This window comes from Pseudomonas cremoricolorata DSM 17059 = NBRC 16634 (assembly GCF_000425745.1).
GTDB classification, from domain to species: domain Bacteria; phylum Pseudomonadota; class Gammaproteobacteria; order Pseudomonadales; family Pseudomonadaceae; genus Aquipseudomonas; species Aquipseudomonas cremoricolorata.
Map to the genome: position 1 here is coordinate 66,032 of NZ_AUEA01000013.1, position 22,005 is coordinate 88,036.

Below are 22,005 nucleotides of genomic sequence, written 5' to 3' on the forward strand. Positions count from 1 at the left end.
ATGTTTCGCCATGGCCGCAGCAGTGGCCAGCGTCGCTCGGACGGTTCCGGGCGCTTACGTACTTCGAGGAAACACCCATGGCCGACTCCGTCACGCCACGCCGCTTTTCGCGCATCGATCGCCTCCCGCCCTATGTGTTCAACATCACCGCCGAACTGAAGATGGCCGCCCGCCGCCGTGGCGAGGACATTATCGACCTGAGCATGGGCAACCCTGACGGCGCCACGCCGCCGCACATCGTCGAGAAACTGGTGCAGGTCGCGCAGCGCGACGATACCCACGGTTACTCGACCTCCCGCGGTATCCCGCGTCTGCGCCGGGCCATCTCCAACTGGTACAAGCAACGCTACGAGGTCGACATCGACCCGGAAAGCGAAGCCATCGTCACCATCGGTTCCAAGGAAGGCCTGGCGCACCTGATGCTCGCCACCCTCGACCAAGGTGACACCGTGCTGGTGCCCAACCCCAGCTACCCCATTCATATCTACGGCGCAGTGATCGCCGGTGCGCAGGTGCGGTCGGTGCCGCTGGTGCCGGGGGTGGATTTTTTCAAGGAGCTGGAGCGGGCGATCCGCGAGTCGATTCCCAAGCCGAAGATGATGATCCTGGGCTTCCCCTCCAACCCCACCGCGCAGTGCGTCGAACTGGACTTCTTCGAGCGCGTGGTGGCGCTGGCCAAGCAGTACAACGTGCTGGTGATTCACGACCTGGCCTACGCCGATATCGTCTACGACGGCTGGAAGGCACCGTCGATCATGCAGGTGCCGGGGGCCAAGGACATCGCGGTGGAGTTCTTCACCTTGTCCAAGAGCTACAACATGGCCGGCTGGCGCATCGGCTTCATGGTCGGCAACCCGGAGCTGGTCGGCGCCCTGGCGCGGATCAAGAGCTACCACGACTACGGCACCTTCACACCGCTGCAAGTGGCCGCCATCGCCGCTCTGGAAGGTGATCAGCAATGCGTTCGCGATATCGCCGAGCAGTACCGGCAGCGGCGCAACCTGCTGGTCAAAGGCCTGCATGAGTTGGGCTGGATGGTCGAGAACCCCAAGGCCTCGATGTACGTCTGGGCGAAGATTCCCGAGGCTTACGCCCACCTGGGGTCGCTGGAGTTCGCCAAGAAGCTGCTGGCCGAAGCCAAGGTCTGTGTCTCGCCGGGTGTCGGCTTCGGTGACTATGGCGACGACCACGTGCGCTTTGCCTTGATCGAAAACCAGGACCGTATCCGCCAGGCCATTCGCGGCATCCGGCAGATGTTCCGCGCCGACGGCCTGAGCCACAAATAGCCCGGTCGAGGAGGTCGCCAGGCGGCCTCCTCGTAGTGTCGGATCGACGGCGATTTATTTTTCATCGCCCCTCTTCTCAGCCGCACGGGCATGGATTAAAAAGAGCGCGCGGGCAAGACCCGCTCTCCTCAACTCTCCCTCCGTGGGCATCATGTCCGAATACAACCCTTGCCTTGACTGCGGCGCCTGCTGCGGGTTTTTTCGTGTGTCTTTCTTCTGGGGCGAATGCCAGTCTGCCGGTGGCGTCGTGCCCGATGATCTGGTGGTGCAGATCAACCCGACCCGCGTCGCCATGATCGGCACCGATGCCAAGCCCATCCGTTGTATCAGCCTGGACGGCGAGATCGGCAATAAGGTCGGTTGCAGCATCTACGCCAACCGTTCCAGTCCCTGCCGGGAGTTCGAGGCGTCGTGGGTCGATGGCGTGCACAATCCCAGCTGCGATGCTGCGCGCGCTGCGTATGGTCTGCCGCCGCTGGAGGCCAACGAGCCACACTGGCCCGACGATGACGACAACGGCGCCCAGGTGGCGTAACAGAGCACGGCGTCGCTGTTTGCGCAGATGTCCATTCGACCAAGGCCTGATCCGCTTGGGACGGCCTCTCGGATGACACTGGAACGTCATGTGACGGTAACGGAGAGTGCGCGTGCCCCAGCCTTACAGCTTCCCCAGCGACCTGTGCCTCGACAGCCCGCGCCTGCAGCTGCGGCCCATGCGCCATGCCGATGCACCGACCTGGCTGACGATCATGGCCGACCCACAGGTCATGCGCTACTGGCACCACGCGCCATGGCAGGAGGTGGCCGAGGCCGAGACTGCGCTGGCGGCTGACCGCGAGGCGTACGTTGAAGGGCGTCAGCTCAAACTGGGCATGTACCGCCGTGACAACGCCGAGCTGATCGGCATGGTCCAGCTGTTCAACCTCGAGCCGGGCTCTCGCCGTGGCGAAATCGGCTACTGCCTGAGCAGCGCCGTGCAAGGCCGCGGCTATATGGACGAAGCGCTGACCTGCTTCATCGATTACCTGGCTCACACCCTGCACCTGCGGCGCCTGGAGGCGGAAATCGACCCACGCAACGACGGTTCGGCGCGCACCTTGGAGCGTCAGGGTTTCGTCCTCGAGGGCACCTTGCGCGCACGCTGGTGCATCGCCGGCGAATTGTCCGACTCCGGTTTGTACGGCCTGCTGCTGGAACCGCCTGTGGCCTGAGCGCGGTTGAGCGGCACCCGCCGCTGGGTTATGGTCGGGCCCCGTTCCAGTTGCCTGCGGTCGTGTTCTTGCCTGCCTACTACCTCTCCCTGAGCCTGCTGCTGTACCTCGCCAGCCTGTTCTTCGCCGGCGCGAACATGAGCGGCGGCTACCAACTGTCGGCGCTGCAGATGCTTATCTACGGGCCGTGGGGCATGCCGTTCGGGCTGTTCCAGTGGTTCGCCAATCCCTTGTTCGCGCTGGCCGTGCTGGCGCATCGACGCTTTCGCCGACTGGCGCTGCTGGCGGGTGTGGGCGCGCTGTATGTGGCGCTGGGCAGCTTTGCCATCGAGCGACTGCCGGATAACGTCAGCTATGAGTTTCATGACGTAACCGCCCTGGGGCTGGGCTTCTATCTGTGGGGGCTGGCGCTGCTGGCGTTCTGCGCAGGCCAGGCCTGGCACTGCTGGAGGGCGCAACGTGCGCAGGATGTGCCTGGCTGGCGCTGGTGGGATGGGGTGGTGATCGTCGCGCTGTTGGCGGTGGTGTATGCCGGCTTGCAGATGCCGGCGCTGCGGTTCGAGCCGGGGGCGGTGTTGATGCCGGCCGAGCAGGGGCAGGTGTTATAGCGGTAGGGCGTGTGCACTGCGTTGTTGCATTTGCCGGAACTGCCCGGGCGCTTGCAGAGTCAAGCGAACAGTCATGTCTGTCTCTGCCGAGCGTGTCTGACAGACTGTCTTGGATATTCGGATAACGCTCGACTGGCAGAACTGTCAGGCGTAATCCCTGCACATTTTGCGCACAACCAATGGACGACTCACTCATGCTCAAGATCTCCCTCGTGACCAGCGCCCTCGCAGCGGCTTTGATGCTTTCCAATGCACAGGCCGCCGAAGGCTCCAAGGCCTACACCCAGTGCATGGACAAAGCCTCAAGCACCTCGCTCATGAGCACTTGCATCCAGAGCGAAAGCGCTCGCCAGGACGCGCGCCTGAATCAGGCTTACAAGCAACTGATGGGCAAGCTCGCAGCGCCGAAGCAGAAGACCCTGCGCGAAGTGCAGCGCAACTGGATCACCTATCGCGACAGCAACTGCACGTTCTGGGGGCGTTTGAATGATGGCACCATCTCGCAACTGGACGGCGCCATGTGCATCAAGGACATGACCGAGAGCCGCGCCCATGAGCTGGAGCGCATGCTCAACCCTGAGGGCTAGACCCGCGTCGTCTCGATGCGAGGTTCATCACCCTGAGCCTCGCACTGCGCCTCGCGCTGCATCGATTCCAGGTTGCGCTCGATGGTCTCGCAAATCGCGTCCATCTTGATCTGGTGTTCGCTGACCTTGAACGGGCTCTGCAGGTCGGTGCCGATTCGCTCGATCGCCAGCAGCATGAAGCCGACCACGGTGGAGGCCAGCGGGGTGAACCAGCCCAGCGATTCGACGATGCCCACCGGCACGATCAGGCAGAACAGGCTGATGAACAGTCGCGGGAAATACACGTAGGGAAAGGGCAGGGGCGTGTTGGCGATGCGCTCCATGCCGCCCTGGGCGTTGGAGATGTCGACCAGGGTCGATTCCAGGCGCGCCAGGCGAATGCTGTCGAGCCGCCCGGCCTTGTACTCGCGGGCCAGCAACGCGGCTGAGCCGGCGAGGATGTCGTTGGCGAAGTTGTTCGAGCCGTTGCGCCGCTCGAATTCCTGCTGTGGCATGAACGCCATCAGCTCCGGCGGGCACGGCTCGCCCTTCAGATGCGCGGCCAGGCAGTTGACGTAGGCCACCTGACGGCGCAACAGCGTCGCCTTGACCGGGTTGAGGCCTTCGTCGCTATCGTCGATCAGGGTCAGCACCTGGCGGGCGAAGCTGCGCGAGCTGTTGACCATCGCCCCCCACAGCGTGCGCGCTTCCCACCAGCGGTTGTAGGCGCTGCTGTTGCGAAAGCTGACCAGCACCACCAACGCCGAGCCGAGCAAGGTCAGTGGTATCAGCGGCAGGTTGAACTTGCTGTTGAGGAACAGCATGAAGTCGATGGTCACCACGACGTCCCAGATCAGCAGCCAGAACAGTGACCAGCCGATGTAGCCGAAGGTCTTCACCACCAGGCGATATTTACGGGCAATGGCTTCTTTCAAGATGCGTTCTCATGTTCATTGACATGAGTCATCGGACGTCGCGACCCGAGCAAGGTTCGCGCGTCCCATTGTCGCGTGCGGCCAGGCCGGGCTATTGAGCGGCGGCCTTCGCCACCAGGCCGATGGCCGCCGGGCGCTTCGGCTCGGCGCCGCCATGCGCCAGCTTGTACTGGTAACGGCGCCATTCACGCTCGATCTCGTTGTAGGGCATGAACACGCTGACCCGCTGCGCCCCGGCAAGGTCTGGCCGGCGCTCGCCGTCGATTTCATCCTTGGCGATGAACGCAACGTTGATGCCCAGCACCTTGCCGTCATCGGCGAACAGCGGCCCACCCGACATGCCCTTGACCAGCGGGCCGTCATGCACCGAATAGAACACCCCGCCGCCGGTGCCCTTCAGGCGCACCAGCGCACCGCTGGCATGGCCACGACCCTCGACCGGCATCGACAAGCCATTGAAACCTACGGCCGTGACCGCCTCGCCCGGCACGAACTGGCGCCACTGCGGCACGCTGCTGGCCTTGTGCCGGAAGAACACCACATCACCCAGCCCCTCATGCACCACGCCGGGAAGGAACGGCGTGTGCTTGGCGGTGACGGCGTAGTCCTCATTCCACTGAATGGCCGTTGCCATCAGCAGCATCGGCAGCGGCGCGCCCGAATGGACGACGAAGGCCTGGTCATGGAGAGGGTTTGTAGCGAAAGAACTGGTGGGCATTCCATTGCACCCACTCAACAGCATCATTGCTGCGAGGCAGGGCACAGTCGTTTTCATGGGGACGTCGCGAGGAAGGGTGGAGGAGCCGGCCAAAACCTATCAGCCGCGTTCTACTTTGGGACTAACCCAAACGTCGCAGAGTGTACTAGTGGCACGTGGCTATTAACCATGGATTTTGCGTATGCAGCAGATAGATTCCGCTAGGTGGTAGGCGTTCTCAGGACGGCGCAGGCTGGCGGGTTGTGCGAGGGCATAGGGAGGGTGAATTGCGGGCAGCAAAAAAGGCTGCGATGGGCTGCTAACCAGTCCCACGCAACTGACCAGCGCCGATTACCCCTGAACGCCAGACACAAAAAAACCAGCTCAATGGCCGGTTTCTTTGGCGTTCCGGGTCTGGTAGAGACCGCTTGGAACTTGATGATGGTGCCCCGAGGGAGACTCGAACTCCCACTCCTTTCGAAAACGGATTTTGAATCCGCCGCGTCTACCAATTCCGCCATCAGGGCTTGTCGGCGCGCAGTATAGAGAGGCGCCGTCGGTCGGTCAATCGGCTTTCATGGTCAATTTTTACCGGTTGGGCTAAACTTCCCGGCTTTGTCGAACCGAACACCATCATGCGCGTCGCCGATTTCTCTTTCGAACTCCCTGATTCCCTGATCGCTCGCCATCCGCTGGCCGAGCGCCATGGCAGCCGTCTGCTGGTCCTCGATGGGCCGAGCGGGGCGCTGGCGCACCGGCAGTTCACCGACCTGCTCGAATACCTGCGCCCAGGCGACCTGATGGTGTTCAACAACACCCGGGTGATTCCGGCGCGGTTGTTCGGCCAGAAGGCGTCCGGCGGCAAGCTGGAAGTGCTGGTCGAGCGTGTGCTCGATAGCCACCGCGTGCTGGCTCACGTGCGTGCCAGCAAGGCGCCGAAGGTGGGCACGCAGTTGCTCATCGACGGCGGCGGCGAGGCCGAGATGGTCGCCCGCCACGACACGCTGTTCGAGCTGCGCTTCAGCGAAGAAGTGCTGCCTTTGCTCGAGCGGGTCGGGCACATGCCTTTGCCGCCTTATATAGACCGCCCCGACGAAGGCGCCGACCGCGAGCGTTACCAGACCGTCTACGCCGAGCGCGCCGGTGCGGTAGCCGCGCCCACTGCCGGGCTGCACTTCGATCAGCAACTGCTGGCGCAGATCGCCGCCAAGGGCGTCGAGCAGGCCTTCGTGACCTTGCATGTCGGTGCCGGCACCTTCCAGCCGGTGCGGGTCGACAACATCGAAGACCACCACATGCATAAAGAGTGGTTGGAAGTCAGCCAGGACGTGGTAGATGCCGTGGCGGCGTGCCGCGCTCGCGGTGGCCGGGTCATTGCCGTGGGCACCACCAGCGTGCGCTCGCTGGAAAGCGCGGCCCGCGATGGCCAGCTCAAGGCGTTCAGTGGTGACACCGACATCTTCATCTACCCCGGTCGGCCGTTCCATGTGGTCGATGCGCTGGTGACCAACTTCCATCTGCCGGAGTCCACGCTGCTGATGCTGGTCTCGGCCTTCGCCGGTTATCCCCAGACCATGGCCGCCTACGCCGCGGCGGTCGCTGAGGGCTACCGCTTCTTCAGTTACGGTGATGCCATGTTCATCACCCGCAATCCGGCGCCGCGTGGCCCCGAGGATCAAGCATGAGTCGCACCTGTCGAATGTCGTTCGAACTGCTGGCCACCGACGGCAAGGCCCGTCGCGGTCGGCTGACCTTCCCGCGTGGCACGGTCGAGACCCCGGCGTTCATGCCGGTGGGCACCTATGGCACGGTCAAGGGCATGCTGCCGCGTGACATCGAAGCCACCGGCGCAGAGATCATCCTCGGCAACACCTTCCACCTGTGGCTGCGTCCGGGCACCGAGGTGATCAAGAAGCACAACGGCCTGCACGATTTCATGCAGTGGAAAGGCCCGATTCTGACCGACTCCGGCGGCTTCCAGGTGTTCAGCCTGGGCGCCATGCGCAAGATCAAGGAAGAAGGCGTGACCTTCGCCTCGCCGGTCGACGGCTCCAAGGTGTTCATGGGCCCGGAAGAGTCGATGCAGGTGCAGCGCGACCTGGGTTCGGACATCGTGATGATCTTCGACGAATGCACGCCGTACCCGGCCGAGCATGATGTGGCGCGTACCTCCATGGAGCTGTCGTTGCGCTGGGCGCAGCGCTCGAAGAATGCCCATGGCGACAACTCGGCGGCGCTGTTCGGCATCGTCCAGGGCGGCATGCATGAAGACCTGCGCATGCGCTCGCTCGAAGGCCTGGACAAGATCGGCTTCGATGGCCTGGCCATCGGCGGGCTGTCGGTCGGCGAGCCCAAGCATGAAATGATCAAGGTGCTGGACTACCTGCCAGGGCAGATGCCTGCTGACAAACCTCGTTACCTTATGGGGGTAGGCAAGCCCGAGGATCTTGTAGAGGGTGTGCGCCGCGGCGTCGACATGTTCGACTGCGTGATGCCTACGCGCAATGCGCGCAATGGCCATCTGTTCGTCGATACCGGGGTGATCAAGATCCGTAACGCGTTCCATCGCCATGATGAATCGCCGCTCGATCCAACCTGTGATTGCTACACCTGCAGCAACTTCTCGCGCGCCTACCTGCATCACCTGGACAAGTGCGGAGAAATGCTCAGCAGCATGTTGAATACCATCCACAACTTGCGTCATTACCAGCGCTTGATGGCTGGTTTGCGCGAGGCTATTCAACAGGGTAAATTGGCCGCCTTTGTCGACGCCTTCTATGCCAAACGCGGGCTGCCTGTGCCGCCGCTGGACTGAGTGTTCCTCACCGAATGTACACGCTTCGCCTGTGCATAACGCTAGCAACTGGAGTGTCAAATGAGCTTTCTGATTCCTGCCGCCTACGCGGACGCCGCAGCCCCTGCCGCCGCGGGTCCTGCCGGTTTTGAATGGATCTTCCTGGTCGGCTTCCTGGTCATCTTCTACCTGATGATCTGGCGTCCACAGGCCAAGCGCGCCAAAGAGCAGAAGAACCTGCTGGGCAACTTGCAGAAAGGTGACGAAGTTGTCACCAACGGTGGTATCGCCGGCAAGATCGTCAAAGTTTCCGATGACTTCGTGGTGCTGGAAGTGTCTGACACCGTCGAATTGAAGTTCCAGAAGGGCGCCATCGCGGCGACCCTGCCAAAAGGTACGCTCAAAGCGATCTGAGGCACCGGTTTTATTTTTCCAGTCGGGGCGCGCAACGCGCCCCGCGTCTTGAACGGGCGGCGTGATGCTGAACAAATACCCTCTGTGGAAATACGCACTGATCCTGCTGGTACTGGCGATCGGTTTCATTTATTCCGCTCCCAACCTCTACCCGGACGATCCGGCCGTACAGATCAGTGGTGCCAGTTCGGCGCTGCAGGTCAATCAGGCCGACCTGGATCGCGTCAGCAAGGCGCTGACCGATGCCGGCATCGCCGTCAAAGGCGCCAGCCTGGGTGAGAAGGGCAGTGGCCTGGTGCGTCTGAGCAATCAGGAAGACCAGCTGCCAGCCAAGGATGTGGTGCGCAAGGCGCTCGGCGATGACTATGTCGTGGCCCTGAACCTGGCCCAGACCACCCCGCAGTGGCTGCGCAAGATCGGCGCCAGCCCGATGAAGCTCGGCCTGGACCTGTCCGGTGGTGTGCATTTCCTTTTGGAAGTGGACATGGACAAGGCCATGAGCGCGCGCATGAAAGTCTACGAGGGCGAGGTGAAGACCTTGCTGCGTAAAGAGCGCATCCGCTACCGCAGCCTGCCGCAACAGAACGGCGGCATCATGCTCGGCTTCGCCGACGACGCTACCCGCGAACAGGCCCGCAGCCTGGTACGCAAGAATTTCAACGACTTCGACCTGACCACCACCGAGCGCAACGGCCAGGCCGTGCTGCGCATGGCGCTGACCCAGGCGAAGATCGCCGAGATCCGCGAATACTCGATCCGCCAGAACCTGACCACCGTGCGTAACCGGGTCAACGAGCTGGGCGTGGCCGAGCCGCTGGTTCAGCGCCAGGGCGCCAACCGCATCGTGGTCGAGCTGCCGGGCGTGCAGGACACCGCCGAGGCCAAGCGTATTCTCGGCAAGACCGCCAACCTCGAGTTCCGCTTCGGCGCCGAGCCAGGTGCATCGCGCGCCACCAGTGAAGTGTTCGAGTTCCGCGAAGGCGGCCGCTCGGCACCGGTCGAGCGCGGCCTGATCATCACCGGTGACCAGGTCACCGACGCCCAGGCCAGCTACGACGAACACGGTCGTCCGCAGGTCAACATTCGTCTCGACGGCCATGGTGGCGAACTGATGAGCCGCGCCACGCGCAGCAACGTCGGTCGCAGCATGGCGGTGATCTTCATCGAGCAGAAGCCGATCACCCGCTACGTCAAGCAGAGCGTCAACGGCGTCGAGAAGGAAGTGCCGGTCCAAAGCTTCCAGGAAGAGAAGAAGATCATCAGCCTGGCGACCATTCAGTCGCCGCTGGGCAGCCAGTTCCGCATCACCGGTCTCAACGGCCAGGGCGAATCCTCCGAGCTCGCGCTGCTGCTGCGTGCCGGTGGTCTGGCGGCACCGATGTACTTCGCCGAAGAGCGCACCATTGGTCCAAGCCTGGGTGCCGACAACATCACCAAAGGTGTCGATGCGTCGCTGTGGGGCATGCTCTTCGTCTCGCTGTTCATCATCGCCATCTACCGCGGCTTCGGCGTGATCGCCACCATTGCCCTGGCGGGCAACATGGTGCTGCTGCTGGCGCTGATGTCGTTGCTGGGCGCCACCCTGACCCTGCCGGGTATCGCCGGTATCGTGCTGACCATGGGTATGGCGGTCGACGCCAACGTGTTGATCTTCTCGCGGATTCGCGAGGAGCTGAAAAACGGCATGTCGGTGCAGCGCGCCATCCACGAAGGCTTCAACCGCGCCTACACCGCGATCATCGACGCCAACCTGACCAGCCTGCTGGTGGGCGGCATCCTGTTCGCCATGGGCACTGGGCCGGTCAAAGGCTTCGCGGTCACCATGTCCCTCGGGATTTTCACCTCGATGTTCACCGCCGTCATGGTGACCCGCGCAATGGTCAACCTGACCTGCGGCGGGCGTGACATCAAGAAGCTGTGGGTTTGAGGGAATAACCATGAAAACCATCAACTTCATGGGCGTACGCAACAGTGCGTTCGCCATTACCGTACTGCTCACCGTGCTGGCGCTGTTCAGCTGGTGGCAGAAGGGCCTGAACTTCGGTCTGGACTTCACCGGCGGTACGCTCATCGAGCTGACCTACGAGCGTCCGGCCGATCTCAAGGCGGTGCGCGGCGAGCTGGTCAGTTCCGGCTTCCACGAGGCCGTGGTGCAGAGCTTCGGCGCTACCACCGATCTGCTGGTGCGTATGCCGGGCGACGACCCGCAACTGGGCAACAAGGTTGCCGAGGCGCTGCAGAAGGCCGGCGGTGACAACCCGGCGACGGTCAAGCGAGTCGAGTTCGTCGGCCCGCAGGTGGGTGAAGAGCTGCGCGACCAGGGTGGCCTCGGCATGCTGCTGGCGCTGGGCGGCATCCTCATCTACCTGGCTTTCCGCTTCCAGTGGAAGTTCGCCGTCGGTGCGATCGTATCCCTGGTGCACGACGTCGTCGTGACCCTGGGTATCCTGTCGTTCTTCCAGATCACCTTCGACCTCACCGTGCTGGCTGCGGTGCTGGCGATCATCGGCTACTCGCTGAACGACACCATCGTCGTGTTCGACCGAGTGCGCGAGAACTTCCGCGTCATGCGCAAGGCGTCGCTGATCGAGAACATCAACGTCTCGACCACCCAGACCCTGCTACGCACCATCGCCACTTCGGTGTCGACCTTGCTAGCCATCGCCGCGCTGCTGTTCTTCGGCGGTGACAACCTGTTCGGCTTCTCGCTGGCGCTGTTCATCGGCGTCATGGCGGGCACCTACTCGTCGATCTACATCGCCAACGTGGTGTTGATCTGGCTGAAACTGAGCAGCGAAGACCTGATTCCCCCGGTCAAAACCGAAGGCGTGGACGATCGTCCGTAAGAGATCTCCTACGCCATTTGGCGAAACGAGAGGCGCGAGTATTGAACTCGCGCCTTTTTTTTTGCTCCAAGGCTGGGACAAGCGCGGGCGCGGACCCGCTGGATAGATCAGGAGAATTCACGTGAATAAATCAATGCTGGTAGGGACGGTACTGGGTGCTGTTGCAGTGACTGCCGGCGGGGCGCTGGCGACGTATAGCCTGGTCAACAAAGGCCCGGAGTACGCCCAAGTGACCGACGTGCAACCGATCAAGCAGCAAATCAAGACGCCCCGTGAAGTGTGCAAGGACGTGACCGTGACCCGTCAGGCACCGGTCAAGGATCAGCACCAGATCGCCGGTACCGTGGTGGGTGCGCTGGCTGGCGGCCTGCTCGGCAATCAGATCGGCGGTGGCAACGGCAAGAAGCTCGCCACCGTGGCCGGTGCCGTGGGCGGCGGTTACGCCGGCAACAAGGTGCAGGAAGGCATGCAGCAGCGTGATACTTACACCACCACGCAAACCCGCTGCAACACGGTCAATGACATCAGCGACAAGGTGGTGGGTTACAACGTCAAGTACACCATCGGTGACCAGGCCGGCCAGGTGAAGATGGACCGCGACCCAGGCTCGAGCATTCCGTTGGACAAGAACGGCAAGTTGATTCTGAGTCAGAGCCAGCCGGGTCAGTGATCCACTGAATCCAAGGCATAAAAAAAGCACCTGAACGGTGCTTTTTTTATGCCTGAAAGAAACGCCAATCAGCGCTTCAGGTGTTCCGGCAGGTGCGGCTGGATGGCGGTGAGAATCGCCTTGAAGCACTTGATGTTGCCGGCAACGATGTGGCCTTTGTCGAGGAAGTCGTGACCGCCATTGAAGTCGCTGACCAGGCCACCCGCTTCTTGGATCAGCAAGACGCCAGCGGCCATGTCCCATTCCGACAGACCCGCTTCCCAGAAGCCGTCGAAGCGGCCAGCGGCAACGTAGGCCAGGTCGAGGCTGGCAGCACCGGCGCGGCGGATGCCGGCGGTCTGGCCGGTGAGGGCGCGGAACATGCCCAGGTAGCTGTCCAGGTCGCTCATCTGGTCGTCACGGAACGGGAAGCCGGTGCCGAGCAGGGCGCCGTCGAGGCTGCTGCGCGAGCTGACCCGCAGGCGGCGGCCGTTGACCTGGGCGCCGCGACCGCGGCTGGCGGTGAATTCTTCCTGGCGAACCGGGTCGACGATGACCGCGTGCTCGAGGCGGCCGCGGTATTTGCAGGCGATGCTCACGGCGAAATGCGGAATACCGCGCAGGAAGTTGGTGGTGCCATCGAGCGGGTCGATGATCCAGAGGTAATCTTTGCCTTCTTCACCACTGCCAGCATGCAGGCCGGTTTCCTCGCCAAGGATGGAGTGGTTCGGGTAGGCCTTGCGCAGGGCTTTGACGATGGTCTCTTCAGCGGCGCGGTCAACCTCGGAGACGTAGTCTTTCGCACCCTTTTCGTCGACCTTGAGGCTGTCCAGGCGTTCGATGGAGCGGAAGATCAGTTCACTGGCGCTGCGCGCAGCGCGCAGCGCGATATTCAGCATAGGCTGCATGGGCGTTTCACCTGGAATGTTAAAGAATAAAGCCGGCCATTCTAGCAGAAATTCACGCAGGCAAAAGCGCCACATGCAGGTACGTGGCACAAGCAGGGTCGCTTCTGTAAGATTGCGGCCCGCCATTCCCGCCACTGAGAGCCCATCGCCTTGCTGCAGAATATTCGTGTTGTTCTGGTCAATACCAGTCACCCCGGCAACATCGGCGGCGCTGCGCGTGCCATGAAAAACATGGGCCTGTCGCGCCTGGTGCTGGTGCAACCCAAGGCCTTTCCGTCCGAACAGGCCAGCGCCCGCGCCTCGGGTGCCGACGACCTGCTCGCCAGCGCCGAGGTGGTCGACAGCCTCGAGGCGGCCCTGGTCGGCTGTACCTTGGTGCTAGGCACCAGCGCCCGCGACCGCAGCCTGCCCTGGCCCATGCTCGACCCGCGCGAATGCGGCGTGAAGGCGGTCGAGCATGCCGGCGGCGGCGAGCAGATCGCCCTGGTGTTCGGTCGCGAGCACGCCGGGCTGACCAACGACGAACTGCAGCGATGTCACTTTCACGTGCACATTCCTTCCAACCCCGACTTCAGTTCGCTGAACCTGGCCGCTGCCGTGCAGGTGCTGGCCTACGAGGCGCGCAGCGCCTGGCTGGCTGCGCAGGATGGCGATCAGATCGAGGTGGAGGATGCCGGCGAGCCGCTGGCGACCATGGATGAGATGGAGCGCTTCTACGATCACCTGGAGCAGACTCTGGTGCAGATCGGCTTCCTCGACCCGGCCAAGCCCAAGCACCTGATGGCGCGTCTGCGTCGTCTGTATGGGCGCAGTGCGGTCAATCATTCGGAAATGAGCATTTTGCGCGGCATCCTCACCGAGACCCAGAAGGTCGCTCGGGGCGAGCCGCATAAACGGAAGGACTGAAATCAGATGTTCGAGCGGCTGCGTGAAGATATCCAGAGCGTATTCCACCGTGATCCTGCGGCGCGCAATACTTTCGAGGTGCTGACCTGCTACCCCGGCATGCACGCGATCTGGCTGCACCGCCTGGGTCATGCGCTGTGGCGGCGTGACTGCAAATGGCTGGCGCGGCTGGTGTCGAATTTTGGCCGCTGGCTGACGGGTATCGAGATTCACCCGGGTGCCACCATTGGCCGGCGTTTCTTCATCGACCACGGCATGGGTATCGTCATCGGCGAAACCGCTGAGATCGGCGACGACGTCACCCTTTACCAGGGTGTGACCCTGGGTGGCACCAGCTGGAACAAGGGCAAGCGTCACCCGACCCTGGAAGACGGTGTGGTGGTCGGTGCCGGGGCCAAGGTGCTCGGCCCGTTCACCGTCGGTGCCGGGGCGAAGATCGGCTCCAATGCGGTGGTCACCAAGGCTGTGCCTGCCGGGGCGACGGCGGTGGGCATTCCCGGGCGCATCATCGTCAAGAGCGAGGAGGGCGGTGAGCTCGAGGCGCGGCGCAAGGCCATGGCCGAGAAGATCGGCTTCGATGCCTATGGCGTCAGTGGCGAGATGCCTGACCCGGTGGCGCGTGCCATCGGGCAGATGCTCGATCACCTGCAGGCGGTCGATGAGCGCCTCGAAGGTATGTGCGGGGCGCTGACTCAGCTGGGTAGCGACTACCGCGCCAAAGAGCTGCCGGCCTTGCCTGAAGAAGGCTTCGTCGAAGAAAAGGACGCCGCCCGCAGCGACGCCCAGGCGCACTGATTTCGCCATGCCACCCGCGTAGCGTGTGCAGGCCCGCATGGGTCTGCTACACTCGCGACCACTTCCCTGGGTAAACCCGACCAAAGCGCTAGGTCTTATAGTTGACTTAAATGCTCGGGAATTGCATACTGGCGCCCATTCCGTAACTCCCGTGGTACCCATAGCCATGCGACTGACTACCAAAGGCCGATACGCCGTAACCGCCATGCTCGACCTGGCGTTGCACGCGCAGCACGGGCCTGTGTCCCTGGCCGATATTTCCGAGCGCCAAGGGATTTCCCTCTCTTACCTGGAACAGTTGTTCGCCAAGCTTCGGCGCAGCAGCCTGGTTTCCAGTGTGCGCGGTCCGGGCGGTGGATATCAGCTGTCCCGCGGTATGGAAACCATTGAAGTGGCCCAGGTCATCGACGCTGTCAACGAGTCGGTCGACGCCACCCGTTGCCAAGGCCTTGGCGATTGCCACTCCGGCGACACCTGCCTGACCCACCACCTGTGGTGCGACCTCAGCCAGCAGATCCACGAATTCCTCAGCGGCATCAGCCTGGCCGACCTCGTCATGCGCCGTGAGGTGCAAGAAGTCGCCCATCGCCAGGACCTGCGCCGGGTCGCCGGCCGCGCCGCGCAGATGGACAAGATTGAGACGTCCGCCGTCGAATGACAGAGCGGCGCCAACGCCTGATAGGAGATATCCAATGAAGTTGCCGATCTACCTCGATTACTCCGCGACCACCCCGGTCGATCCCCGTGTCGCCCAGAAAATGGCTGATTGCCTGCTGATGGACGGCAACTTTGGTAACCCGGCATCGCGCTCTCACGTGTTCGGCTGGCGCGCCGAGGAAGCGGTAGAGAATGGCCGTCGCCAGGTCGCCGAGCTGATCAACGCCGACCCGCGCGAGATCGTCTGGACCAGCGGTGCCACCGAGTCCGACAACCTCGCCCTCAAAGGCGTCGCGCACTTCTATCAGTCCAAAGGCAAGCACATCATCACCTCCAAGATCGAGCACAAGGCGGTGTTGGATACGGCGCGTCAGCTCGAGCGTGAAGGCTTCGAAGTGACCTACCTCGAGCCGGGTGCCGACGGTATCGTCACTCCGGCCATGGTCGAGGCGGTGCTGCGCGATGACACCATCCTGGTCTCGCTGATGCACGTGAACAACGAAGTCGGCTCGATCAACGACATCACCGCCATCGGCGAACTGACCCGCGCTCGCGGCGTGCTGTTCCACGTCGATGCGGCGCAATCGGCCGGCAAGGTCGAAATCGACCTGCAGAAGATGAAAGTCGACCTGATGTCGTTCTCGGCACACAAGGTCTACGGCCCCAAAGGTATCGGCGCGCTGTACGTCAGCCGCAAGCCACGTGTGCGCCTGGAGGCCATGGTCCACGGTGGCGGCCACGAGCGCGGCATGCGTTCCGGCACCCTGCCGACCCACCAGATCGTCGGCATGGGCGAAGCGTTCGCCATCGCCAAGCAGGAAATGGCCGAGGAAAACGTGCGCATCAAGGCCTTGAGCGACCGCTTCTTCAAGCAGGTTTCCGACCTGGAAGAGCTCTACATCAACGGCAGCCAGACCCAGCGCGTACCGCACAACCTGAACCTGAGCTTCAACTACGTCGAAGGCGAGTCGCTGCTGATGTCCCTCAAGGACATCGCGGTTTCCTCGGGTTCGGCGTGCACCTCCGCTTCGCTGGAACCGTCCTACGTGCTGCGTGCACTGGGCCGTAACGACGAACTGGCACACAGCTCGATTCGCTTCTCCTTCGGCCGCTTCACCCGCGAAGAAGAAGTCGACCACGCCGCGCAGAAAGTCTGCGAGGCCGTGAACAAACTGCGCGAACTGTCGCCCCTGTGGGACATGTACAAGGACGGCGTCGACATCTCCAAGATCGAGTGGGCCGCCCACTAAGCAGTCGCCAGTAAGAGCGGCTCCCTGACGAGGAAGGAATTGCACCATGGCATACAGCGAAAAGGTCATCGACCACTACGAAAACCCGCGTAACGTCGGCAAGATGAATGCCGAGGACCCGGATGTCGGCACCGGCATGGTCGGCGCCCCTGCGTGCGGCGACGTCATGCGCCTGCAGATCAAGGTCAACGAGCAGGGCGTCATCGAAGACGCCAAGTTCAAGACCTACGGCTGCGGCTCGGCCATCGCTTCGAGCTCTCTTGCCACCGAGTGGATGAAGGGCAAGACCCTCGACGAAGCCGAGACCATCAAGAACACCCAGCTGGCTGAAGAGCTGGCGTTGCCACCGGTCAAGATCCACTGCTCGGTACTCGCCGAGGATGCCATCAAGGCAGCCGTACGCGACTACAAGCAGAAGAAAGGCTTGATCTGAGCGCCTGTCGCCAGGCATTCGATGAGAGGTAAGGAGTTCCGATGGCTATCAGCATGACAGAAGCCGCCGCCAACCATATTCGCCGCTCCCTCGACGGGCGCGGCAAAGGTGAGGGCATTCGCCTCGGCGTGCGCACCACCGGCTGCTCGGGTCTGGCCTATGTGCTGGAGTTCGTCGACGAGTTGGCAGGGGAAGACCAGGTCTTCGAGAACCACGGCGTGAAGGTCATCATCGACCCGAAAAGCCTGGTCTACCTCGATGGCACCGAGCTCGACTTCGTCAAGGAAGGGTTGAACGAGGGCTTCAAGTTCAACAACCCCAACGTGCGCGGTGAATGTGGCTGCGGCGAAAGCTTCAATGTCTGAGGCCTGACGTGGGTACTCCTTGCCATTACGCGCTGTTCGACTTGCAGCCCGCCTTCCGTCTGGACCTCGACAAGCTGGCCGTTCGCTACCGCGAACTGGCCCGCGAGGTTCATCCCGACCGCTTCGCTGACGCTTCCGAGCGTGAGCAGCGCGTTGCCCTGGAAAAGTCCGCGGCCCTCAACGAGGCCTACCAGACCCTGCGCAGCCCGCCTCGGCGTGCGCGCTACCTGCTGGCCATCAGTGGCCAGGAAGTGCCGCAGGAAGTGACGGTGCACGATCCCGAGTTCCTTCTGCAGCAGATGCAGTTGCGTGAAGAGCTCGAAGACTTGCAGGACGAGGCCGATCTTGATGGCGTGGCGCAGTTCAAGCGCCGCCTCAAGGCTGCCCAGCAGACCCTCGACGAGACCTTCGCCAGTTGCTGGGACGACCCGGCCGAGCGCGAGCAGGCCGAGCGACTGATGCGCCGCATGCAGTTTCTCGACAAGCTCGCCCAGGAAGTGCGCCAACTCGAAGAGCGCCTCGACGATTAACCCGGCGTTACCCGTGATGACGCCTAAGGTACTCAGATAAGCATGGCCCTATTGCAGATCGCCGAACCCGGTCAGAGCCCCCAGCCGCACCAGCGTCGCCTGGCGGTGGGGATCGACCTGGGCACCACCAACTCGCTGGTCGCTGCCGTACGCAGTGGTCGCAGCGAGCCCCTGCCCGACGCTCAAGGCACACTCATCTTGCCGTCTGCCGTGCGTTACCTGGCGGACCGCACCGAAATCGGCCTGGCGGCCCGCGACGCGGCGCCGAGCGACCCGTTCAACAGCATCCTTTCAGTCAAGCGCCTGATGGGCCGCGGCCTGAGTGACGTCAAGCAACTGGGCGAACAGCTGCCCTATCGCTTCGTCGAGGGTGAGTCGCATATGCCGTTCATCGACACCGTGCAGGGGCCCAAGAGCCCGGTGCAGGTGTCGGCGGACATTCTCAAGGCGTTGCGCCTGCGCGCCGAGCAGACCCTGGGTGGCGAACTGGTGGGTGCGGTGATCACCGTCCCGGCCTACTTCGACGATGCCCAGCGCCAGGCCACCAAGGACGCCGCGCGCTTCGCCGGGCTCAACGTTCTGCGCCTGCTCAACGAGCCGACCGCAGCGGCCGTGGCCTATGGCCTCGACCAGAATGCCGAAGGCCTGGTCGCCATCTACGATCTGGGTGGCGGCACGTTCGATATTTCCATCCTGCGCCTGAGCGCCGGGGTGTTCGAGGTGCTGGCCACCGGTGGCGACACTGCCCTGGGCGGCGACGACTTCGATCACGCCATCGCCGGCTGGATCATCGAACAGGCGGGCCTGTCGTCCGACCTCGACCCGGCCACCCAGCGCCTGCTGTTGCAGACCGCGCGCACCGCCAAGGAAGCCCTGACCGAGCAAGGCAGCATTTCGCTCAGCCACGGCCAATGGTCGGGTGAGCTGAGCCGTAGTGGCTTCGAGGCGCTGATCGAGCCGATGGTCGCCCGTAGCCTCAAATCGTGCCGCCGCGCCCTGCGCGACAGTGGCGTCGAGGTCGAGGAAGTGGCTGCCGTGGTCATGGTCGGCGGTTCGACCCGTGTGCCGCGCGTGCGCGAGGCGGTTGGCGAGCTGTTCGGGCGCGAGCCCTTGACCTCCATCGATCCCGACCAGGTCGTGGCCATTGGCGCGGCGATTCAGGCCGATACCTTGGCCGGTAACCGCCGTGAAGGCGGCGAGCTGCTGCTGCTCGACGTCATTCCGCTGTCGCTGGGCCTCGAAACCATGGGCGGGCTGATGGAGAAGGTGATTCCGCGCAACACCACCATCCCGGTTGCCCGCGCGCAGGAATTCACCACGTACAAAGACGGCCAGTCGGCCATGATGATCCACGTGCTCCAGGGTGAGCGCGAGCTGATCAGCGACTGCCGTTCGCTGGCCCGTTTCGAGTTGCGCGGTATTCCGCCGATGGTGGCCGGTGCTGCGAAGATTCGCGTCACCTTCCAGGTCGATGCCGACGGCCTGCTCAGCGTCGCTGCCCGCGAGCTGGGTTCGGGTGTCGAGGCCAGCATTCAGGTCAAGCCGTCCTACGGCCTGACCGACGGTGAGGTGGCGCGCATGCTCAAGGATTCCTTCGAGCACGCCGGCGCCGACCGCAATGCCCGCCAGTTGCGCGAGCACCAGGTCGATGCCGAGCGTTTGCTCGAAGCGGTCGAAGGCGCCCTGGACGCCGATGGCGAGCGCCTGCTCGATGCAGACGAGCGTGATGCCATTGAATTCCAGATGCAGGAACTACGTGATTTGCTCGCCGGCACCGATGGCCCTGCCATCGAGCAACAGACCAAGCGTCTGTCGCAGGTGACCGATGCATTTGCCGCCCGTCGCCTTGATTCGACGGTCAAAGCCGCACTGGCCGGGCGCAACCTGAATGAGATCGAGGAGTAACCGATGCCGCTGGTGACATTCCTGCCGCACGAGAAGTTTTGCCCCGAGGGGCTGACCGTGGAGGTTGCGTCAGGGACCAATATCCTGGAGCTGGCCCACGACCATCACATCGAGATGGAAAGCGCCTGTGGCGGTGTAAAAGCCTGCACCACCTGCCACTGCATCGTGCGCCAGGGCTTCGATTCGCTCGACGAAGCCGACGAGCTCGAAGAAGACATGCTGGACAAGGCCTGGGGCCTGGAGGCACAATCGCGCCTGGGTTGCCAGGTGGTGGTGGGGGATGACGACCTGGTCATCGAGATTCCCAAGTATTCGCTCAACCACGCCGCCGAAGCGCCGCATTGAGGATCAGGTCATGAGTCTGAAATGGGTTGATGTACTTGATATCGCCATCGAGCTTGCAGAAAGCAAGCCTGACGTCGATCCTCGCTACGTGAATTTCGTCGATCTGCAGCGCTGGGTCATCGCACTGCCGGGTTTCACCGACGATCCGGCCCGCGGCGGCGAGAAGGTCCTCGAGGCCATCCAGGCGGCGTGGATCGAAGAAGCCGACTGACTGACGCGTGCAGGTTAGGCAATCCCCTGGAACCCGCGTATAATTCGCGGGTTTAATTTTTCGCAACACTCAATATTCTGGAGTTTTCCATGGCTGTTCAACGTACTTTCTCGATCATCAAGCCTGACGCCGTTGCCAAGAACGTCATCGGCAAGATCACTTCGCGCTTCGAAGAAGCCGGTCTGCGCATCGTTGCCTCGAAAATCAAGCAACTGTCCAAAGCCGAAGCCGAAGGCTTCTACGCTGAGCACAAAGAGCGCGGCTTCTTCGCTGACCTGGTTGCCTTCATGACCTCCGGTCCAGTTGTCGTTCAGGTTCTGGAAGGCGAGAACGCCATCGTTCGCAACCGCGAGCTGATGGGCGCTACTAACCCTAAAGAAGCTGCTGCCGGCACCATCCGTGCCGACTTCGCCGAATCCATCGACGCCAACGCTGTCCACGGTTCGGACTCCGAAGCGGCCGCTGCTCGCGAAATCGCTTACTTCTTCGCTGCTACCGAGGTAACCACTCGCTAAGCGAAAGCTTACGGGTGAGGGTGAATCCATGACGACATCTACTGGCAAAATCAACCTGTTGGGGCTGACTCAGCCGGAAATGGAACAGTTCTTCGACTCGATCGGGGAAAAGCGCTTCCGTGCCGGTCAGGTGATGAAATGGATTCACCATTTTGGCGTCGATGATTTCGCCGCCATGACCAATGTTGGCAAGGTCTTGCGCGAAAAGCTCGAGGCCGTTGCCGAGATTCGGGCTCCGGAAGTGGTCAGTGAAGACATTTCCGCCGACGGCACCCGCAAATGGGTGATCCGCGTTGCCTCTGGCAGCTGCGTTGAAACCGTCTACATTCCTACCGACGATCGCGGCACCCTGTGCGTGTCGTCTCAAGCCGGCTGCGCCCTGGACTGCAGTTTCTGCTCCACCGGCAAGCAAGGCTTCAACAGCAACCTCACCGCCGCCGAAGTGATCGGCCAGGTGTGGCTTGCGAACAAATCCTTCGGCACCGTGCCCGCCAAGATCGACCGCGCCATCACCAACGTGGTGATGATGGGCATGGGCGAGCCGTTGCTCAATTTCGACAATGTCATCGCCGCCATGAAGATCATGATGGACGATCTGGGCTATGGCATTTCCAAGCGCCGGGTCACGTTGTCGACCTCCGGCGTGGTACCGATGATCGACGAGCTGGCCAAGCACATCGACGTGTCCCTGGCGCTGTCGCTGCACGCGCCGAACGACGCACTGCGCAATCAGCTGGTGCCGATCAACAAGAAGTATCCGCTCAAGATGCTCCTCGACTCGTGCATGGGCTACATGTCCACCCTCGGTGGCAAGCGTGTGCTGACCATCGAGTACACCTTGCTCAAGGACGTCAACGATCAACCGCAGCATGCGGCCGAAATGATCGAGCTGCTGCGCGACGTGCCGTGCAAGATCAACCTGATCCCGTTCAACCCGTTCCCGCATTCGGGTTACGAGCGCCCCAGCAACAACGCCATTCGTCGTTTCCAGGACTTGCTGCACCACGCTGGCTACAACGTCACCACCCGTACCACCCGTGGTGAAGACATCGATGCCGCCTGCGGCCAGTTGGTAGGGCAGGTCATGGACCGTACCCGCCGTAGCGAACGCTACATCGCCGTGCGCCAGATCGCTGCCGATGCCGAGTTGCAAGACAGCGCCGTGCGCCTCTGACGAGA

26 protein-coding genes and 1 tRNA gene are annotated in these 22,005 nt (G+C 62.7%); 23 read left to right on the forward strand and 4 right to left on the reverse strand.

The window, feature by feature from the left end:
• The first annotated feature begins 77 nt into the window (after positions 1-77).
• The 5 genes from alaC to H618_RS0115665 all read left to right on the forward strand — a co-directional run bounded on the left by alaC (position 78) and on the right by H618_RS0115665 (position 3,692).
• Positions 78-1,286: an alanine transaminase gene (gene alaC, locus H618_RS0115645; RefSeq protein ID WP_028695964.1), complete on the forward strand. Its 1,209-nt coding sequence runs from the start codon at positions 78-80 to the stop codon at positions 1,284-1,286.
• A 151-nt stretch (positions 1,287-1,437) separates the two neighbouring features.
• On the forward strand, positions 1,438-1,821 hold the full coding sequence (locus H618_RS0115650; RefSeq protein WP_028695965.1) for a YkgJ family cysteine cluster protein: 384 nt from the start codon (positions 1,438-1,440) through the stop codon (positions 1,819-1,821).
• 112 nt (positions 1,822-1,933) lie between these two features.
• Positions 1,934-2,497, forward strand: coding sequence for a GNAT family N-acetyltransferase (locus tag H618_RS0115655; protein WP_050577323.1), 564 nt, complete (start codon positions 1,934-1,936; stop codon positions 2,495-2,497).
• Between the two features lie 68 nt (positions 2,498-2,565).
• Positions 2,566-3,105: a hypothetical protein gene (locus H618_RS0115660; protein ID WP_028695967.1), complete on the forward strand. Its 540-nt coding sequence runs from the start codon at positions 2,566-2,568 to the stop codon at positions 3,103-3,105.
• Positions 3,106-3,299: 194 nt separating this feature from the next.
• Positions 3,300-3,692, forward strand: a complete 393-nt coding sequence (locus H618_RS0115665) for a lysozyme inhibitor LprI family protein (RefSeq protein WP_028695968.1) — start codon at positions 3,300-3,302, stop codon at positions 3,690-3,692.
• On the opposite strand, the gene H618_RS0115670 is transcribed toward H618_RS0115665, so the two are convergent.
• From H618_RS0115670 to H618_RS0115680, 3 genes are all read right to left on the reverse strand, one after another.
• Positions 3,689-4,606: a bestrophin family protein gene (locus tag H618_RS0115670; protein ID WP_028695969.1), complete on the reverse strand. Its 918-nt coding sequence runs from the start codon at positions 4,604-4,606 to the stop codon at positions 3,689-3,691. The two genes, H618_RS0115665 and H618_RS0115670, sit on opposite strands and share 4 nt — an antisense overlap.
• 91 nt (positions 4,607-4,697) lie before the next feature.
• Positions 4,698-5,348 carry a trypsin-like peptidase domain-containing protein gene (locus tag H618_RS0115675; RefSeq protein ID WP_028695970.1) on the reverse strand — a complete coding sequence of 217 codons (651 nt, stop codon included), beginning with the start codon at positions 5,346-5,348 and terminating at the stop codon, positions 4,698-4,700.
• 397 nt (positions 5,349-5,745) lie between these two features.
• Positions 5,746-5,830, reverse strand: a tRNA-Leu gene (locus H618_RS0115680).
• A 108-nt stretch (positions 5,831-5,938) separates the two neighbouring features.
• On the opposite strand from H618_RS0115680, the gene queA reads away from it, so the two are divergent.
• The 6 genes from queA (at position 5,939) to H618_RS0115710 (ending at position 12,027) form a co-directional block, all read left to right on the forward strand.
• On the forward strand, positions 5,939-6,988 hold the full coding sequence (gene queA, locus H618_RS0115685) for a tRNA preQ1(34) S-adenosylmethionine ribosyltransferase-isomerase QueA (protein WP_028695971.1): 1,050 nt from the start codon (positions 5,939-5,941) through the stop codon (positions 6,986-6,988).
• Between the two features lie 14 nt (positions 6,989-7,002).
• Positions 7,003-8,118, forward strand: coding sequence for a tRNA guanosine(34) transglycosylase Tgt (gene tgt, locus H618_RS0115690; RefSeq protein ID WP_161628454.1), 1,116 nt, complete (start codon positions 7,003-7,005; stop codon positions 8,116-8,118).
• 60 nt (positions 8,119-8,178) lie between these two features.
• Positions 8,179-8,511, forward strand: coding sequence for a preprotein translocase subunit YajC (gene yajC, locus H618_RS0115695; RefSeq protein ID WP_028695973.1), 333 nt, complete (start codon positions 8,179-8,181; stop codon positions 8,509-8,511).
• 64 nt (positions 8,512-8,575) lie between these two features.
• Complete coding sequence (gene secD, locus H618_RS0115700) at positions 8,576-10,438, forward strand: protein translocase subunit SecD (RefSeq protein ID WP_028695974.1); 1,863 nt, start codon at positions 8,576-8,578, stop codon at positions 10,436-10,438.
• 10 nt (positions 10,439-10,448) lie between these two features.
• Positions 10,449-11,357, forward strand: coding sequence for a protein translocase subunit SecF (gene secF, locus H618_RS0115705; RefSeq protein ID WP_028695975.1), 909 nt, complete (start codon positions 10,449-10,451; stop codon positions 11,355-11,357).
• A gap of 121 nt (positions 11,358-11,478) precedes the next feature.
• The gene (locus H618_RS0115710; RefSeq protein WP_028695976.1) at positions 11,479-12,027 is read left to right on the forward strand and encodes a glycine zipper 2TM domain-containing protein; all 549 of its coding nucleotides are present in this window, start codon (positions 11,479-11,481) and stop codon (positions 12,025-12,027) included.
• 68 nt (positions 12,028-12,095) lie between these two features.
• Here the strand turns inward: H618_RS0115710 and suhB are convergent, their stop codons facing one another.
• On the reverse strand, positions 12,096-12,914 hold the full coding sequence (gene suhB, locus H618_RS0115715; RefSeq protein ID WP_028695977.1) for a type III secretion system regulator SuhB: 819 nt from the start codon (positions 12,912-12,914) through the stop codon (positions 12,096-12,098).
• Positions 12,915-13,064: 150 nt separating this feature from the next.
• Here suhB and trmJ point away from each other — a divergent pair, with 150 nt between their 5' ends.
• The 12 genes from trmJ (at position 13,065) to rlmN (ending at position 22,000) form a co-directional block, all read left to right on the forward strand.
• Positions 13,065-13,820, forward strand: coding sequence for a tRNA (cytosine(32)/uridine(32)-2'-O)-methyltransferase TrmJ (trmJ, locus tag H618_RS0115720; protein ID WP_028695978.1), 756 nt, complete (start codon positions 13,065-13,067; stop codon positions 13,818-13,820).
• A gap of 6 nt (positions 13,821-13,826) precedes the next feature.
• Positions 13,827-14,615 carry a serine O-acetyltransferase gene (cysE, locus tag H618_RS0115725; RefSeq protein WP_028695979.1) on the forward strand — a complete coding sequence of 263 codons (789 nt, stop codon included), beginning with the start codon at positions 13,827-13,829 and terminating at the stop codon, positions 14,613-14,615.
• Positions 14,616-14,781: 166 nt separating this feature from the next.
• Positions 14,782-15,273: a Fe-S cluster assembly transcriptional regulator IscR gene (iscR, locus tag H618_RS0115730; RefSeq protein WP_028695980.1), complete on the forward strand. Its 492-nt coding sequence runs from the start codon at positions 14,782-14,784 to the stop codon at positions 15,271-15,273.
• Between the two features lie 34 nt (positions 15,274-15,307).
• Entirely contained in the window at positions 15,308-16,522 is a 1,215-nt protein-coding gene (locus tag H618_RS0115735) for an IscS subfamily cysteine desulfurase (protein ID WP_028695981.1), read from the forward strand.
• A gap of 46 nt (positions 16,523-16,568) precedes the next feature.
• Positions 16,569-16,955, forward strand: coding sequence for a Fe-S cluster assembly scaffold IscU (gene iscU / locus H618_RS0115740; protein ID WP_003248539.1), 387 nt, complete (start codon positions 16,569-16,571; stop codon positions 16,953-16,955).
• 41 nt (positions 16,956-16,996) lie between these two features.
• Positions 16,997-17,320 carry an iron-sulfur cluster assembly protein IscA gene (iscA, locus tag H618_RS0115745; RefSeq protein ID WP_028695982.1) on the forward strand — a complete coding sequence of 108 codons (324 nt, stop codon included), beginning with the start codon at positions 16,997-16,999 and terminating at the stop codon, positions 17,318-17,320.
• Positions 17,321-17,328: 8 nt separating this feature from the next.
• Positions 17,329-17,850 carry a co-chaperone HscB gene (hscB, locus tag H618_RS0115750; protein WP_028695983.1) on the forward strand — a complete coding sequence of 174 codons (522 nt, stop codon included), beginning with the start codon at positions 17,329-17,331 and terminating at the stop codon, positions 17,848-17,850.
• Between the two features lie 42 nt (positions 17,851-17,892).
• Positions 17,893-19,755, forward strand: coding sequence for a Fe-S protein assembly chaperone HscA (gene hscA / locus H618_RS0115755; protein ID WP_028695984.1), 1,863 nt, complete (start codon positions 17,893-17,895; stop codon positions 19,753-19,755).
• A gap of 3 nt (positions 19,756-19,758) precedes the next feature.
• The gene (fdx, locus tag H618_RS0115760) at positions 19,759-20,100 is read left to right on the forward strand and encodes an ISC system 2Fe-2S type ferredoxin (protein ID WP_028695985.1); all 342 of its coding nucleotides are present in this window, start codon (positions 19,759-19,761) and stop codon (positions 20,098-20,100) included.
• Between the two features lie 10 nt (positions 20,101-20,110).
• Positions 20,111-20,311, forward strand: coding sequence for a Fe-S cluster assembly protein IscX (iscX, locus tag H618_RS0115765; protein ID WP_028695986.1), 201 nt, complete (start codon positions 20,111-20,113; stop codon positions 20,309-20,311).
• 89 nt (positions 20,312-20,400) lie between these two features.
• Positions 20,401-20,826 (forward strand): nucleoside-diphosphate kinase, encoded by a 426-nt coding sequence (gene ndk / locus H618_RS0115770; protein WP_028695987.1) that lies wholly within the window; start codon positions 20,401-20,403, stop codon positions 20,824-20,826.
• Between the two features lie 28 nt (positions 20,827-20,854).
• Complete coding sequence (gene rlmN, locus H618_RS0115775; RefSeq protein ID WP_028695988.1) at positions 20,855-22,000, forward strand: dual-specificity RNA methyltransferase RlmN; 1,146 nt, start codon at positions 20,855-20,857, stop codon at positions 21,998-22,000.
• The last annotated feature ends 5 nt before the right edge of the window (positions 22,001-22,005 follow it).

Coding starts and splice junctions, on each gene's coding strand:
- H618_RS0115735 (WP_028695981.1), top strand. CDS start 15,308: ATGAAGTTGCCGATCTACCTCGATTACTCCGCGACCACCCCGGTCGAT.
- rlmN (WP_028695988.1), top strand. CDS start 20,855: ATGACGACATCTACTGGCAAAATCAACCTGTTGGGGCTGACTCAGCCG.
- fdx (WP_028695985.1), top strand. CDS start 19,759: ATGCCGCTGGTGACATTCCTGCCGCACGAGAAGTTTTGCCCCGAGGGG.
- H618_RS0115675 (WP_028695970.1), bottom strand. CDS start 5,348: ATGCTGTTGAGTGGGTGCAATGGAATGCCCACCAGTTCTTTCGCTACA.
- H618_RS0115650 (WP_028695965.1), top strand. CDS start 1,438: ATGTCCGAATACAACCCTTGCCTTGACTGCGGCGCCTGCTGCGGGTTT.
- suhB (WP_028695977.1), bottom strand. CDS start 12,914: ATGCAGCCTATGCTGAATATCGCGCTGCGCGCTGCGCGCAGCGCCAGT.
- cysE (WP_028695979.1), top strand. CDS start 13,827: ATGTTCGAGCGGCTGCGTGAAGATATCCAGAGCGTATTCCACCGTGAT.
- iscR (WP_028695980.1), top strand. CDS start 14,782: ATGCGACTGACTACCAAAGGCCGATACGCCGTAACCGCCATGCTCGAC.
- secF (WP_028695975.1), top strand. CDS start 10,449: ATGAAAACCATCAACTTCATGGGCGTACGCAACAGTGCGTTCGCCATT.
- iscU (WP_003248539.1), top strand. CDS start 16,569: ATGGCATACAGCGAAAAGGTCATCGACCACTACGAAAACCCGCGTAAC.
- hscA (WP_028695984.1), top strand. CDS start 17,893: ATGGCCCTATTGCAGATCGCCGAACCCGGTCAGAGCCCCCAGCCGCAC.
- yajC (WP_028695973.1), top strand. CDS start 8,179: ATGAGCTTTCTGATTCCTGCCGCCTACGCGGACGCCGCAGCCCCTGCC.
- queA (WP_028695971.1), top strand. CDS start 5,939: ATGCGCGTCGCCGATTTCTCTTTCGAACTCCCTGATTCCCTGATCGCT.
- iscX (WP_028695986.1), top strand. CDS start 20,111: ATGAGTCTGAAATGGGTTGATGTACTTGATATCGCCATCGAGCTTGCA.
- H618_RS0115665 (WP_028695968.1), top strand. CDS start 3,300: ATGCTCAAGATCTCCCTCGTGACCAGCGCCCTCGCAGCGGCTTTGATG.
- iscA (WP_028695982.1), top strand. CDS start 16,997: ATGGCTATCAGCATGACAGAAGCCGCCGCCAACCATATTCGCCGCTCC.
- secD (WP_028695974.1), top strand. CDS start 8,576: ATGCTGAACAAATACCCTCTGTGGAAATACGCACTGATCCTGCTGGTA.
- tgt (WP_161628454.1), top strand. CDS start 7,003: ATGTCGTTCGAACTGCTGGCCACCGACGGCAAGGCCCGTCGCGGTCGG.
- ndk (WP_028695987.1), top strand. CDS start 20,401: ATGGCTGTTCAACGTACTTTCTCGATCATCAAGCCTGACGCCGTTGCC.
- alaC (WP_028695964.1), top strand. CDS start 78: ATGGCCGACTCCGTCACGCCACGCCGCTTTTCGCGCATCGATCGCCTC.